The organism is Pseudomonas sp. NFACC24-1 (genome assembly GCF_900115235.1).
GTDB classification, from domain to species: Bacteria; Pseudomonadota; Gammaproteobacteria; order Pseudomonadales; family Pseudomonadaceae; genus Aquipseudomonas; species Aquipseudomonas fluorescens_AA.
The window spans coordinates 1-15,147 of record NZ_FOVS01000023.1 but is presented as its reverse complement, the minus strand read 5'-3'; the positions used below and the strand labels follow the sequence as shown (position 1 = coordinate 15,147).

The following is a 15,147-nucleotide window of genomic DNA, read 5'->3' as shown; positions in this document are numbered from 1 at the left end:
GTGCGCGGCTGGAACATAACCGGCCCACTGGCAGCTGTAGGGGCCAGACCCTGTCCATTGGTATGCACATAAAGAGAACATAGCTATGAAACGGATTCTTCTCGGTACTCTCTTCACCGCTGTATCCCTCAACGCCATGGCTCAGGCGCCGGGCGGCCCGGATTGCGGCTGGGGCAACATGCTGTTCGAAGGTCAGCGTGGCACTCCGGCACACTTCCTGGCATCCACCACCAACGGCACTTCCGGTAACGCCACCTTCGGCATGACCTCCGGCACCAACGGCTGCTCGACCAACGCGGCACTGACCTACGGTGGCAAGTCCTGGCTGGCCATGAATGGCATGATGAACGAGCTGTCCGAAGACATGGCCAAGGGTCAGGGCGAAGCGCTGACCACCTATGCCGTGGTACTGGGCGTAGCGCCGGAAGATCGCGCACACTTCTCCGCCGTTACCCACGAGCACTTCCAGCAGATCTTCAGCAAGGCTGACGTGACCGCAGAAGACGTGCATACCAACACCCTGGCCGTACTGAAAAGCGACCCTCGCCTGGCCAAGTACGCCACTCAAGCTTAAGCTGGACACCACTCGCTCCTCTCGGGGAGCGGGTTTTCTTTTTGGGGCCCCTTCGGTCTTTATTTTTTCCGACTTTCCAAGTAGCCGACTATGCTCAAACGCCTTGCCTGGCTGGCGCTCTGTGTGTGCGCCCCGCTGTCCGCCGCGCCCCATGTCGACCCTCAACGTTTGCAGCAACTGGCCAATGATCGCTTCTGGATTTCCCTGGGCCATTACGAAACCGCCAAGCTGGGTGGCTGGCGCAGCTATATCAGCGACAAAAAATTCTTCCTCGCCCCCGATGGCAATGAACACCCTGACCGTGAACTGACCGCCACGCTGCAAGCCTTGTATGGCCCGGCCAGCGCCGGCCAGCAACATGCCCAGTGCGTATACCCGGCGCGCACCCGCTGGCTGAAGGCGCAGCTCAACCTGACTGACCTGCCGGCGGTGAACTGCAGCGATTTCACCCAGTGGTTCAAGGACGTGTCGCCCCACAGTGCGGTGATGATTTTCCCCGCCGCGTACCTCAACAGCCCGTCCTCGATGTTCGGCCACACCCTGCTGCGCATCGACCAGGCCGATGTGCAAAGCGACAAGACCGCCCTGCTGAGCTACGCGATCAACTTCGGCGCCTACATCGAAGGCTCGGACAACAGCATCCTCTATGCCTGGAAGGGCCTGATGGGGGGCTATCCCGGCCTGTTCGCCCTGGTGCCGTACCAGGAAAAACTCTCCGAATACCGTAGCCTGGAGAACCGCGACCTGTGGGAATACCGCCTCAACCTGAGCCAGGCGGAAACCGCGCGCATGGTCGAGCATGTGTGGGAGCTCAAGCAGATCCAGTTCGACTATTTCTTCTTCGACGAAAACTGCTCCTATCGCCTGCTCGAATTGCTCCAAGTGGCCCGCCCCAGCCTGCGCCTGACCGAACAATTCCCGCTGACGGCGATTCCCACCGACACCGTCAAGGCGGTGAAAGAAGCCGGCCTGGTGGAAAGCATCCAGTATCGGCCGTCCCGGGAACGGGAACTGCTCAGCCGCGCCGAACCGCTCAGCGATGACGAACAACAATGGGTACTGAACGTCAGCGCCGATCAGCAGCAACTGCAAACACCGGCATTCAAGGCGCTGCCCCGCGAACGCCAGGCGCTGATCATCGACGCGGCGTATCGCCTGGAACGCTATCGCGCCAACGGCCAGGAACGCGATCCGCAACGGGCCCAGCGCAGCTTCGAGCTGTTGCGGGCGATCAACCAGAACCCCGCACCGGAACTCGACATCCCGCAACCGGGCCTGCCCGAGGATGGCCATGAGTCCCGCACCTGGCAGGCCGGCCTCGGCACGCGGGGCGACCGGGCGTTCGGCGAGTACGGCTTGCGCATGGCCTATCACGACCTCAACGACAACGCCGAAAGTTTCCCCCTGGGGGCACAGATCGAAATCCTGCAATTGAAACTGCGCCAGTACGAAGGCAATGACTGGCAGGTGCAGCAACTGGATCTGGCGACCATTCGCTCCCTGACCCCACGCAACGAGCTACTGCAACCGCTGTCCTGGCAGGTTACCGGCGGCCTGGAGCGGGTGCCGGGCAAACACGACGATGAAACCTTGGTCAGCCACGTCAACGGCGGTGCCGGTGGCACTTGGGCGCTAGTCGAAGATGTGTTGGGCTTTGCCTTGGGCACGGTGCGGGTCGAGCACAACAACGATTTCGCCCAGTTCATCGCCCCGGCCGCCGGTTTCAACAGCGGCGTGCTGTGGAAAAACCCGCTGGGCAACTTGAGCCTGGAAGCCAAGGGCGATTATTTCGTCAACGGCGAAGTGCGTCGTAGCCTGAGCCTCAACCAGCAATGGGAATTGTCCCGCAACCTCGGCCTGCGCTTGAGTGCCCAGCGGGAGTTCAGCCACCTGGCTTCTCCGGAGAACGAGGTGATGCTCGAGGTGAAGTGGTATCACTATTGACCGGGACCGCTCTGCGCGCGCACAGAGACAAACGGATTAATCACAGGGCTTTCACATCGGCCTGACGAATACGCTTCTAGACTTCTCGTATAAGTGGATACGGCAGGAAGGCTCAAATGAGGCGCGCGGCAGTGGTACTGGGTATGTTGATGTTGCTCGGTGGCTGTGAAACCACTCATGAAGACCTGATCGCCCGAGGTTATCCACCGGCGTTCGCCGACGGCTACGACGACGGTTGCAGCAGTGGTCGGCAAGCGGCGGGGGTGATTACCGGCCAGTTCAGGAAAGACGTGCCGCGTTATCTCAAGGATCCGCGCTACGCCGAAGGCTGGAGCGATGGCTTCCGGCAGTGCCAGGCGATGCGCGAAAGCGAGGAGCGCAATGCCTATCGCGATCGTCATTGGGATGACCACGAACGTGCCTGGCAACAAGAGAATGACCGGGACGCCGCCCGGGCTTATCGCTCGCCGTGAGTCGCGCATAGACATTCGTCGAAACCAAAAGCCTGCGACCATGGACCAAACTCCAATAGAGGAGAACACCATGAGCCGCGCTTTCGTCAACGAAGACAACGCCGCTGCCCAGGCCGACCAGCCGGTCGAACGTCAGGTCAGTGCGCAACCCAATTACGTCACGCCCACCGGGCTTGCCCTGCTCCAGGCCCGGTTCGCCGAGTTGCAGGCTCTGCACAGCCAGCAGGCGACCGGGGGAGATTTGGCGGACAAACAACGAATCGCCGACCTTGAACGGGACCTGCGCTATTTCAAGCAGCGCCTGCAAAGCGCCCAGGTCGTTGCACCGACGTCGTCCGATCAAGTGCGGATCGGGCATTGGGTAACCTTTGTCGATGAACAGGATCAGGAACAGCGAGTGCAACTGGTGGGTGAAGACCAGGCCGATGCCGCCAGTGGCTTGATCAACTGGGGCTCGCCGCTGGGGCGGGCGTTGTTAGGGGCGAAGGTGGGGGATGAAGTGACATGGAAGCGACCACTGGGAGATCTCGTCATCGAGGTCGTGGCGATAGATACTCCATGATATTGCCGTTTTCTTTAAACATGATTAAAAGTCCCTAACATCAAGACCCGACAACAATCTGTTACTTGCCTGTAGCCATATGTAACTGCAACATGAGGTCATAACAACAAGTTTGCGTTAAACCAGGACCATGCTACTGTTTTTCCCGCACCACAATCGGTGTACTGCAACAACAAAGGAGCGGCATTAATGAGCGAGCAGGCACGGCTAATGCCAGGCAACTTCGACAGCAACCTCAAAGACTATCGACAGGTAGTTGACCTCGCTATCGAACCAGTAGCACTGACCATTTCCGCCATACACTGCAGCGCTCTTTTATGCTAAATCCTTTTTCAACAACATGGACCTGCCCAACAGGTCTTTGATACCCCCTAATCCGCCTATAAAACAACTTCACCAACATCCTACAGTTCGGATGCGCTTGCTCGCACCCAACTGACTGTACTTGATGTTTGATAACTGATGAGGAAAACACCATGAGCGAACAGATCCTGAACATGTCCGGTGACTTCTATAGCGACTTCGACGCTTATCAAGCGCCGACCAAAAACATGGGCTCGATACTGGCAACGACAATGGAATGCAACACCTTTGGCACGTGCACCAATCTCGAGTGCTCGACACTCGGCTGCTAAGCCCTTCCACTGATCGTCCAATCAGGCAACACCCATAACCATAGAGCAGGCAACGCCTGCTCTATCCATTTCAGGAGCGACGGCATGCTTGTTAACGCTTTGAAGTTGAATCAGCGAGGTCAGTGCAGATTCACTTCCGACGACGACATCGCCCTTTTTGTAAACAACCTGACCCGCCTGCATGCTGATGATCAGGCCTTGCTGGACTATTTCGGATTGAACCGGGAACAACTGGTGTCGTATGCCAAGGAACCTGGTAACCCGCCGTACCAGCCTGACGACGGCGAAACCGTCTTGAGGGCCTTGAAGGAAAAGCTTGCTCGCCTTGACAGCCTTCACGTCGGCACGGAAAAGGCCGCGAGCGGCAAAGACAATTTTTATTGGTTTGGCTACCGCTTTTTTCTTTATTTCATCGATACGTTCAAAGCGGATGGGCGCTACGCCAAAGCGTCACTGCACATTGATGAACCCGCGCTGCTGGCAAGCCTTGAGCACTATGTCTTGGCCCGTGTCGGACGCACCTCGGAACAAAGCCTGGTCCACTCTCTTAATACGCGGATTGCGGATGGCGACGAGATTGACCTGAGCGGGTTCAGCGAACAACTGCGCACGTTGCCGCTCCTTGAGTTTTTCGACGCCTATCCTGTATTGGCGACACTGCTTTTTGATTTGCTGGAAGACACCCTCAACTATCTTTATACGGTCATACTCGACTTCGCCGGCGATGTTGACGCGCTGCAGATGGCATTCTCAATCCCATCCCGAAAAATCGACGCTATCGAGTTCGGCCTGGGTGACCCTCACGGTCGCGGTGAAACGGTCTGCCAGGTCAAATTCTGCGCAACCTCCTTGGTCTACAAACCACGGGCAAGCCGCGAAGCAGTTTTTTTCAATCGCCTGCTGGGACAATTACGTGAGTGGACTGGCGCGGATTGTTTTGCCATCCGCGCGCCAAGAATCCTCAGCCGTGAGCGACATAGCTGGATAGAAAAGGTCGACAACACGCCTTGTGACAGCGCAGCGGACGTGGCGCTGTTCTATAAAAAGATGGGCGCACAGATCGCCGTCATTCATGCACTCAACGGCATCGACTTCCATTACGAAAACATCATTGCGTGTGGCAGCAGCCCTGTCATGATCGACCTTGAGTGCTTGTTCACTGCATCCACCAGCGACCTGCTACTCGAACTGCCGCTAGATAGCGCGCTGTCCAACACCTTTAAATTGATCCAGCAGTCGGTGTGCTCCAGCGGCTTCGTACCCTTTTCACAAAAGTCCAATAACGACCAGAGCGGGTTGACTCGGCAAGCGCTGTTCATTTCCACCCGCCACTCGCTGGTTTTCGAAGATGGCTTTTACCATTTACGTAAAGTCGAGTTCGAGCACCTGCTGGTACAAAAACATTTGCCGCTTTTGCACGGAGAACACAAGGGGCATGAAACGTATAAAGCCGAACTTGTCCACGGCTTTGAATATGCGTATGGCGAACTGATGACGCATCGGTACGCGATCATGCAGATGCTCGAGCAATCCGCAGGCGAATTATCAACCCGTGTATTGCTCAAAAACTCTCAGCGTTATGCGGACTTTATCGGGCTGAGCCGCCACCCTCGCTTCATGAAAAACATGTTGGACCGGGAGCTTCTGCTAGCAACCCTGTGGAAAGACTTGAAAGAGCCCTATCGAGCAAAAGGCATTCCGCGCCATGAAATAGCCGACCTGCAAAGATCCAGCATTCCGTGTTTCACCATGCCGCTCAACTCCAACGCTTTGATGAGCGCCCAAGGTGAAACAATAGACATGACGAAAGTACAACCCCCGATAAAAAGCTGCTTACAGAAAATAGCCAATCTGTCCGCAGCGGACAGGGCATTACAACTCACACTGCTTGAAATGTGTTTGTATCCGGAGTCGAACGGACAGCCGTCATCACCTGCCACCCTGAAAAAAGCGCCCCAAGCGGATCGACTCGACGCAATACTCGGCATCAGCTCCCGCCTCGAAGCGCTCGCGATCAAGGGAACGGCAACGGACGTCAGTTGGTTGGCGTTCCATACGCACCCAACGACTCGTGGAAAATACCCTTCACCCATGGATCATGGGTTGTACTCCGGTATCGCCGGGATTGGGTTGTTTTATCTGAGCCTGTTCAAGGTAAGCGGCAAACCACGCTTACTGTCGCTCCTGGATCAGATACTGGCCTCACTGGAACAACACTTTGGCTTTTTCAAAGCCGACCTGACCGTCAGTGCCTATCATGGCCTGGGCTCTTATCTCTATCTGCTCATCAATCGTCGCCAAATCACCGGCGATCCGCAACACGATGAGAAAATTGCCAGCCTGCTGACCCAACTGATCGATGTCCCCCCTGAAGACTACGATTTCGACTTCCTGGGCGGCTGTTGTGGTGCGGTGACGTTGTTGGCCAATATCCATGGGTTATCGGCGCAAGCGGATGTGCGGCCGGCCATTCGGCGCATGGTTGCCTACATAAAGGACCAGATACGGATCGAAGAAGGCCAGCTTCTTCGACGCGATGACCGCTCCGTCATTTTAACGGGCCTGTCCCATGGTCTCTCCGGCGTCATCCAGGCCTTGTGCAAAGCCTATGATGTGACCGGCGATGGGGCGTTGGTGCCCTTGGTCATCCAGGTACTGGAGGGTGAAAATCGCTTGAGCCGAGAGGGTTTCTGGCTGGACCTGAGAGAGCTGGGCCCTGTCGACCATGCCACCAAGTGGTGTCACGGAGACGGCGGCATCCTCATCGCCAGGCGACAACTCATGAAGTCGATGGGCGAGGTCTTGGACGACACCACCCGGCAGACGGTGCTCGATGACATCCAGCGTTGCGAGAACAATCTCTGGCAGCACGGATTGGGCGATGGCTATAACCTGTGCCATGGCGATTTCGGCAATCTGATCTGCCTGTATGACTTGTATCGGCACACCGATGACTCCGAGGGCATCAGCAGGGTCAAGCAGGCGCTTGGCGAGGTCGCCCGGCAGTTTTTCGAAGGCCCCTTCCTGGACCAGGATCGGGTTCCCGATGTCAGCCTGCTGACTGGCATTGCGGGCGCAGGTTATGCCTTGCTGTATGAGATCGATCCGACCCTTCCAAATATTCTTTCGCTCGATTTCGCGAAGCAATCCGCAGGATAAAAAACAGCCACAATACCTTGTGGGAGCGGGCTTGCTCGCGAAAGCGCTGGGTCAGTCGACCACAGTGCTTGCCGATCCGACGCCTTCGCGAGCAAGCCCGCTCCCACAGGGAATTTGCGGTGGCCAAAGAAAACGGAGCCTTCGAAGGCTCCGTTTTTTTTGCAACTGACCGCGAATCAGGCCAGTTTCTTGTGCCGTACACGATGCGGCTGGGCGGCCGCTTCGCCGAGGCGTTTCTTGCGATCGGCTTCGTACTCGGTGTAGTTGCCTTCGAAGAAGACCGCTTGGGAGTCGTCTTCGTACGCCAGGATGTGGGTCGCCACACGGTCGAGGAACCACCGATCGTGGGAGATCACAATGGCGGCGCCCGGGAAGTCCAGCAAGGCTTCTTCCAGGGAACGCAGGGTTTCGACGTCGAGGTCGTTGGACGGTTCGTCGAGCAGCAGGACGTTGCCGCCCTCTTTCAAGGTCAACGCCAGGTGCAAGCGACCGCGCTCACCGCCGGACAGGTCCTTGACGAACTTCTGCTGGTCGCCGCCCTTGAAGTTGAAACGGCCGACGTAAGTGCGCGACGGGATTTCATAGTTGCCGATGCGGATCTGGTCGGAACCGTCGGAGATCTGCTGGAACACGGTCTTGCTGCCGTCCAGGTCCTCGCGGCTCTGGTCGACGCAGGCCAGTTGCACGGTTTCACCGATTTCGATGCTGCCCGAATCCGGGGTTTCCTTGCCCATCAGCATGCGGAACAGCGTGGATTTACCCGCGCCGTTACCACCGATCACACCGACAATGGCGCCTTTGGGCATGGAGAACGACAGGTTGTCGATCAGCACGCGGTCGCCATAACCCTTGGTGACGTTCTTGAACTCGATGACCTTGTCGCCCAGGCGTGGACCGGCCGGGATGTAGATCTCGTTGGTTTCGCTGCGCTTCTGGAATTCCTGGGACTGCATTTCCTCGAAGCGCTGCAGACGTGCCTTGGATTTGGACTGGCGGGCCTTGGCGCCTTTGCGCACCCACTCCAGTTCTTCCTTCATGGCTTTTTCATGGGCCGACTGCTGCTTGGACTCCTGGGCCAGACGATCGGACTTGGCTTCCAGCCAGCCCGAATAGTTGCCCTCGTACGGAATGCCTGCGCCGCGGTCGAGTTCCAGGATCCAGCCGGCGACGTTGTCCAGGAAGTAACGGTCGTGCGTGATCGCAACCACGGTGCCTGGGAAGTCATGCAGGAAGTGTTCGAGCCAGGCGACGGAATCGGCGTCCAAGTGGTTGGTCGGTTCGTCGAGCAGCAGCATGTCCGGGGCCGACAGCAGCAGGCGGCACAAGGCCACGCGGCGCTTTTCACCACCGGAGAGGTGCTCGACCTTCGCGTCCCAGGCCGGCAGGCGCAGTGCATCGGCGGCGACTTCCAGCTGGCGATCCAGGTTGTGGCCGTCGCTGGCCTGCAGGATCGCTTCGAGCTTGGCCTGTTCGGCGGCCAGCTTGTCGAAGTCGGCATCCGGGTCGGCGTAGGCGGCATAGACCTCGTCGAGGCGCGCCTGGGCGTCCTTGATCACGCTGACCGCTTCCTCGACCACTTCACGCACGGTCTTGCTCGGGTCCAGTTGCGGTTCCTGAGGCAGGTAGCCGATGTTCAGGTCCGGCATCGGGCGGGCTTCACCGTCGAATTCGTTATCGACGCCGGCCATGATTTTCAGCAGCGTGGACTTACCCGAGCCGTTGAGACCCAGTACGCCGATCTTGGCCCCGGGGAAGAACGACAATGAAATGTTTTTCAGGATTTCCCGCTTCGGCGGAACAACTTTGCTCAGCCGATGCATGGTGAAGACGTATTGAGCCATGGTGAACCTAGCGTCAGTGACAGGTGAAAAGAACGAGCCAGGCCATGCGCGGCGCCGGCACTTGACGGTCATCAATGCCTGCGGGCGGATAGAGCCTGGGAATCTGGAGCTGGAACGCTCTTGTTTGACCGGCAAAGCTACCTCAACCGTCGGTCAAGGTCCAGCCGCCAGGGGCTGGCACTTTGCCACAACTCAAGGCATGCTAGCCGCCCTTCGGGCGTCCGGCTTATAGTGCACGTCGCGCCAGTCCAGCAAACCGCAGGATTACAGCTTGTCCAACGTCACTCCGCCTCTGTCCCCTCGCGCACCCGCTGTCGTGCCCGGCTCGCCCCTGCGCGGGACACTGAAGGGCGCGCTGGCCACCCTGGTGCTGCTGTTGCTCGGCCTGCTGTTCTGGCAGTTGCTTGACCAACTGCGTGAAACCCAACAGCAACAGCGCCAATACACCATCGACTACACCGCCGATCTCGCCGCGCAAGTCAGCCTGAACATGGCCCTGAACGCGCAAATCGCCCTCAATCTGCTACCGATCGTCGAACAGCCACAAAGTGCCGACGAACAGCAGGCGCTGGTTCGTAAACTCCAGCGATCGTTACCCGAATTGCGCAGCCTGGCACTGCTGAGCCCTTCCGGCCGAGTGCTCAGTGACAGCGACGCCGACAGCCATGACGCCGACTACCTGAGTGAACTGGTGCGGCGCAGCCGGGCCCAGGCCCATTATTTCAGCAATGCCGAAGACGGCTCCGTGGTGCATCTGTTGTTGCACCAGGCCAGCGGCAGCAGCCGTGGCTATTGGGCCCTGCGCCTGACCCCGGATTTTTTCGCCACCTTGACCAAGCAAGCCGATGTGGGGCTGCGCCCGCTGTGGCTGGTGGAAAACCGCCTCAACCAGCAGATCATCAGCCGCGACGAGAGCCTGCCCTCGAGCAGCCCTACCCACCTGTCACCGGATGACCTGGAGAACACGGTACTGACTGTGCCCCTGAGCAGCAGCGACTGGCAACTGCGGGGGCTGTTCGACCGTCGCCAGGTGATCGAGCAACTGCTGCCGGCCTTCATCGGCAAGTGCCTGCTGGGCCTGGCGTTTTCGTTGCTGCCCGTCATCGCGCTCTTGAACATACGCCGGCGCCAGCGACAGCTGCACGAAGGTCGACGGCGTTACCAGGATATTTTCGAAGGCACCGGCGTGGCCCTGTGCGTGCTGGACCTGTCGGGGCTCAAGGCCTTTTTTGAGCGAGCGGGCCTGCACAATGGCGATCAATTGCGCGCCTGGCTGCAAACCGCTCACCAACTCGAGCAATTGCGCCAGGAAGTTCACGTCACCGAAGTCAACCAGATGGCGTTGAAACTGCTCAACGTCGACTCCTGTGCCCAGGCTTGGCAGTTGCTGGTCGGCAAGGGCACGCCCGACAGCAACCCCATCGGCTCGAAACTGCTCGAAGCGCTGCTCGACCAACACAAGCAACTGGAGCTGGAAATCAAGCTCCAGGACGCCCATGGCCGCGACCAGCACCTGTGGCTGGTACTGCGCCTGCCGGAAAAACAGCCCGACTATAGCGCGGTCATCCTGAGCATCAGCGACATCACCAGCCGCAAGCTGATCGAACTCTCGCTGCTCGAACGCGAAGGTTTCTGGTCCGACGTGGTACGCACCGTTCCGGATCATCTCTACGTGCAGGATGTCATCAGCCAGCGGATGATCTTCAGCAACCATCACCTGGGCCAGACCCTGGGGTACGATCGCACCGAACTGCACCAGATGGGCGAGTACTTCTGGGAGATCCTGCTGCACAGCGACGACGCCGATCACTACCACAACCTGCGCCAGGAACAACGGCGTGGCGGGTACACGCAGTTGTTGCAATGCCAATTGCGCTTTCGCCATCGCAATGGCAAATGGCGCTGTTTCGATATTCGCGAACAGGCACTGGCCCGGGACCGGCATGACCAGGTGACCCGGATCATCGGCGTGGCCAAGGACGTCACCGAGCAGATCGAGGCCAGCGAATCGCTGCGCGACAGCGAGCAACGCTACCGGATGCTCGCCGAAAGCATCAGCGACGTGATCTTCTCCACCGACAACAAGCTTTCGCTCAACTATGTCAGCCCGTCGGTGCAAGCGGTGCTGGGCTACACCGCCGACTGGATTTTCCAGAACGGCTGGCAATCGATCATCGCCAACCCGCAACAACTGACCGGCATCTACAGCCTGATGGACCGCGTCAGCAAGGCCCTCGACCAGCTCGAGCAACTGGCCGAGCTGCGCAACCAGATGCAGACCCAACTGTTCCTGTTCGACTGCCTGCGCGCCGATGGGCGAAAGATCCCCATCGAGTTGCGGCTGGTGCTGGTGTGGGATGAACACGGCGCGTTCGAAGGCGTACTGGGCGTTGGCCGCGACATCAGCCAGCAGCGTCGCGCCGAAAAAGACCTGCGCATGGCCGCCACGGTCTTCGAGCACTCGACCTCGGCGATCCTGATCACCGACCCGGCCGGCTACATTGTCCAGGCCAACGAAGCGTTCAGTCGCGTCAGTGGTTATGCCGTGTCGCAAGTGCTGGACCAGTTGCCCAATATGCTGACCGTGGACGAGCAACAGGAAGCCCACTTGCGCTACGTGCTCAAGCAGTTGCAACAGCACAGCACGTGGGAAGGCGAAGTCTGGCTCAAGCGTCGCAATGGCGAACACTACCCGGCCTGGGTTGGCATCACCGCCGTGCTGGACGACGAAGGCGACTTGGCCAGTTATGTGTGCTTCTTCAGCGACATCAGCGAACGCAAGGCCAGCGAGCAGCGCATCCATCGCCTGGCCTATTACGACGCCCTGACCCACCTGCCCAACCGCACGCTGTTCCAGGATCGCCTGCACACCGCGCTGCAATCGGCCGAGCGGCAGAAGACCTGGGTCGTGCTGATGTTCCTCGACCTCGACCGCTTCAAGCCGATCAACGACTCCCTGGGCCACGCCGCCGGCGACCGGATGCTCAAGGAGATGGCCACGCGCCTGCTCGGCTGCGTCGCCGACGACGACACCGTGGCGCGCATGGGCGGCGACGAGTTCACCCTGCTGCTGCAACCACGCGTCAGCCGCGAAATGGCGCTGAACCGGGCCATCACTGTGGCCGAGCAGATCCTCGCCAGCCTGGTCCGGCCATTCGTGCTCGAAGGCCGCGAGTTTTTCGTCACCGCCAGTATCGGTATCGCCCTGAGCCCGCAGGACGGCAACGAACTGAGCCAGTTGATGAAGAACGCCGACACGGCCATGTATCACGCCAAGGAGCGTGGCAAGAACAACTTCCAGTTCTACCAGGCCGACATGAACGCCAGCGCCCTGGAGCGCCTGGAACTGGAAAGCGACCTGCGCCACGCCTTGGAGCAGAACGAGTTCGTGCTGTATTACCAGCCGCAGTTCAGCGGCGATGGCAAACGGCTGACCGGTGCCGAGGCCCTGCTGCGCTGGCGCCATCCGCGACGTGGGCTGGTGCCGCCGGGGGATTTCATCCCGGTGCTCGAAGAGCTCGGGCTGGTGGTGGACGTCGGCGACTGGGTCATCACCGAAGCCTGCCGGCAACTCAGGACCTGGCACCAGGCCAAGGTCCGGGTACCGAAGGTCTCGGTCAACATTTCGGCCCGGCAGTTCTCCGACGGCCAGTTGGGCACGCGCATCGCCAATATCCTGCGCAGCACCGGTCTGCCACCGGCCTGCCTGGAGCTGGAACTGACCGAAAGTATCCTGATGCGCGAAGTCAGCGAGGCGATGCAGATCCTCGCGGGGCTGAAAAACCTGGGCCTGAGCATCGCCGTCGATGACTTCGGCACTGGTTATTCATCGCTCAACTACCTCAAGCAATTCCCCATCGACGTGCTGAAGATCGACCGCACCTTCGTCGACGGCCTGCCGTCCGGCGAACAGGATGCGCAGATCGCCCGGGCAATCATCGCCATGGCCCACAGCCTCAACCTGGCGGTGATCGCCGAGGGCGTCGAGACCCACGAGCAGTTGGATTTCCTGCGCGAGCATGGTTGCGACGAAGTCCAGGGCTACCTGTTCGGCCGGCCGATGCCGGCCAATCGGTTCGAAGCGCAGTTCAGCAATGATGCGTTGTTCATGCTCGACTGAGGTTCTTCGGTGCCTGTAGTGGCCTCATCGCGAGCTTGCTCGCGATGAGGCCCGCCAAGGCGACGCGGAATGGCACGTGAATCCCATTCGTCCGCGACATGACGCCCTTTCATATGCCTTCCAAAACCGGTTGAGGTAGAATGCCCCCTTTTCTGCCCCCGATCCTTGAGGACCGCCATGTTCAGCCGTGATTTGACTATTGCCAAGTACGACGCCGATCTCTTTGCCGCCATGGAGCAAGAAGCTCAGCGCCAGGAAGAGCACATTGAGCTGATCGCTTCGGAAAACTACACCAGCCCCGCGGTGATGGAAGCTCAAGGCTCGGTACTGACCAACAAGTACGCCGAAGGTTACCCGGGCAAGCGCTACTACGGTGGTTGCGAGTACGTCGACGTGGTCGAGCAACTGGCCATCGACCGCGCCAAGGAACTGTTCGGCGCCGATTACGCCAACGTCCAGCCGCACGCCGGTTCCCAAGCCAACGCCGCCGTGTACCTGGCGCTGCTGTCGGCCGGTGACACCATCCTGGGCATGAGCCTGGCCCACGGCGGTCACCTGACCCACGGCGCCAGCGTTTCCTCCTCCGGCAAGCTGTACAACGCCATCCAGTACGGCATCGACGGCAATGGCCTGATCGACTACGACGAAGTCGAGCGCCTGGCCCTCGAGCACAAGCCGAAAATGATCGTGGCCGGTTTCTCCGCCTACTCGCAGATCCTCGACTTCCCGCGTTTCCGCGCAATCGCCGACAAGGTCGGTGCCTACCTGTTCGTCGACATGGCCCACGTGGCCGGCCTGGTCGCCGCGGGCGTGTACCCGAACCCGGTGCCATTCGCCGACGTGGTCACCACCACCACCCACAAGACCCTGCGCGGTCCACGTGGCGGCCTGATCCTGGCACGCGCCAACGCCGACATCGAGAAGAAGCTGAACTCCGCCGTCTTCCCGGGCGCCCAGGGTGGCCCGCTGGAGCACGTGATCGCAGCCAAGGCGATCTGCTTCAAGGAAGCGCTGCAGCCTGAGTTCAAGGCTTACCAGCAACAAGTGGTGAAGAATGCCAAGGCCATGGCCGGCGTGTTCATCGAGCGCGGCTTCGACGTGGTGTCCGGCGGTACTGAAAACCACTTGTTCCTGCTCTCGCTGATCAAGCAGGACATCTCCGGCAAAGACGCGGACGCGGCGCTGGGCAAGGCGTTCATCACCGTGAACAAGAACTCGGTACCCAACGACCCACGCTCCCCGTTCGTCACTTCGGGCCTGCGCTTCGGCACCCCGGCCGTGACCACTCGCGGCTTCAAGGAAGCCGAGTGCAAGGAACTGGCCGGCTGGATCTGCGACATCCTGGCGGACCTGAACAACGAAGCGGTCATCGACGCCGTGCGTGAGAAGGTCAAGGCAATCTGCAAGAAGCTGCCGGTATACGGCGCTTAATCAGCCTGTCAGACCGCAATAAAAGGCCCGCATCTTTCGATGCGGGCTTTTTTATGGTTCTTCACGGATTACCGGGAAAGACGCTCTTGATCTTCATGAAAAAGAATTCGCTATCCCGGTAACCGTACGCCATCCGCTTGATGACCTTTATTCGATTGTTTATTCCTTCCAACTGACCGGTGTGCATCGGCCAGCGAACCCGGCTCACGATGCCCCGCCAGTAACCCTTTAGCCGTTTGGCGAACTGGATCAGAGCTGGTATTTCGCTTTCATGCGCATGGCGCAGCCATTGCTTCCAGGCCGATCGCCAACCCCAGGCAGTACTCGGGGTCCAGAGTGTTTTGAGTTCAGCCTTCATCAAGTAGACCGTCATCAACGCTTGGTTGGCCGCCAGCAGATCCCCCAGGC

General features: G+C 59.5%; 10 protein-coding genes. 8 read left to right on the top strand and 2 right to left on the bottom strand.

Translation table 11 applies throughout. The features are described 5' to 3' along the window. The first annotated feature begins 85 nt into the window (after positions 1-85). The 6 genes from BM317_RS20255 to lanM all read left to right on the top strand — a co-directional run bounded on the left by BM317_RS20255 (position 86) and on the right by lanM (position 7,347). Positions 86-574 carry a DUF3015 domain-containing protein gene (locus BM317_RS20255; RefSeq protein ID WP_057451579.1) on the top strand — a complete coding sequence of 163 codons (489 nt, stop codon included), beginning with the start codon at positions 86-88 and terminating at the stop codon, positions 572-574. 90 nt (positions 575-664) lie between these two features. Continuing rightward, positions 665-2,518, top strand: coding sequence for an Lnb N-terminal periplasmic domain-containing protein (locus BM317_RS20250; RefSeq protein ID WP_092475937.1), 1,854 nt, complete (start codon positions 665-667; stop codon positions 2,516-2,518). 116 nt (positions 2,519-2,634) lie between these two features. Beyond that, positions 2,635-2,991, top strand: a complete 357-nt coding sequence (locus BM317_RS20245; RefSeq protein ID WP_092475934.1) for a hypothetical protein — start codon at positions 2,635-2,637, stop codon at positions 2,989-2,991. Between the two features lie 70 nt (positions 2,992-3,061). After that, entirely contained in the window at positions 3,062-3,553 is a 492-nt protein-coding gene (locus BM317_RS20240) for a GreA/GreB family elongation factor (RefSeq protein ID WP_092172486.1), read from the top strand. Positions 3,554-4,029: 476 nt separating this feature from the next. After that, positions 4,030-4,188 (top strand): hypothetical protein, encoded by a 159-nt coding sequence (locus BM317_RS30755; protein WP_170842353.1) that lies wholly within the window; start codon positions 4,030-4,032, stop codon positions 4,186-4,188. 84 nt (positions 4,189-4,272) lie between these two features. Then, complete coding sequence (gene lanM / locus BM317_RS20235) at positions 4,273-7,347, top strand: type 2 lanthipeptide synthetase LanM (protein ID WP_092475931.1); 3,075 nt, start codon at positions 4,273-4,275, stop codon at positions 7,345-7,347. A gap of 176 nt (positions 7,348-7,523) precedes the next feature. Here lanM and ettA read toward each other — a convergent pair whose 3' ends face one another. After that, a complete protein-coding gene (gene ettA, locus BM317_RS20225) occupies positions 7,524-9,188 on the bottom strand; it encodes an energy-dependent translational throttle protein EttA (RefSeq protein ID WP_018601028.1) in 1,665 nt (554 codons plus the stop codon). A 271-nt stretch (positions 9,189-9,459) separates the two neighbouring features. Between ettA and BM317_RS20220 the strand changes: the two genes are divergently transcribed. Both BM317_RS20220 and glyA read left to right on the top strand, forming a co-directional pair. After that, positions 9,460-13,308: a sensor domain-containing protein gene (locus tag BM317_RS20220; RefSeq protein WP_092475926.1), complete on the top strand. Its 3,849-nt coding sequence runs from the start codon at positions 9,460-9,462 to the stop codon at positions 13,306-13,308. 177 nt (positions 13,309-13,485) lie between these two features. Then, positions 13,486-14,739, top strand: a complete 1,254-nt coding sequence (gene glyA / locus BM317_RS20215; RefSeq protein WP_060740543.1) for a serine hydroxymethyltransferase — start codon at positions 13,486-13,488, stop codon at positions 14,737-14,739. Positions 14,740-14,800: 61 nt separating this feature from the next. Here glyA and BM317_RS20210 read toward each other — a convergent pair. Continuing rightward, positions 14,801-15,147 (bottom strand): transposase (locus tag BM317_RS20210; RefSeq protein ID WP_139236050.1); only part of this gene is annotated, 347 nt, incomplete at its 5' end.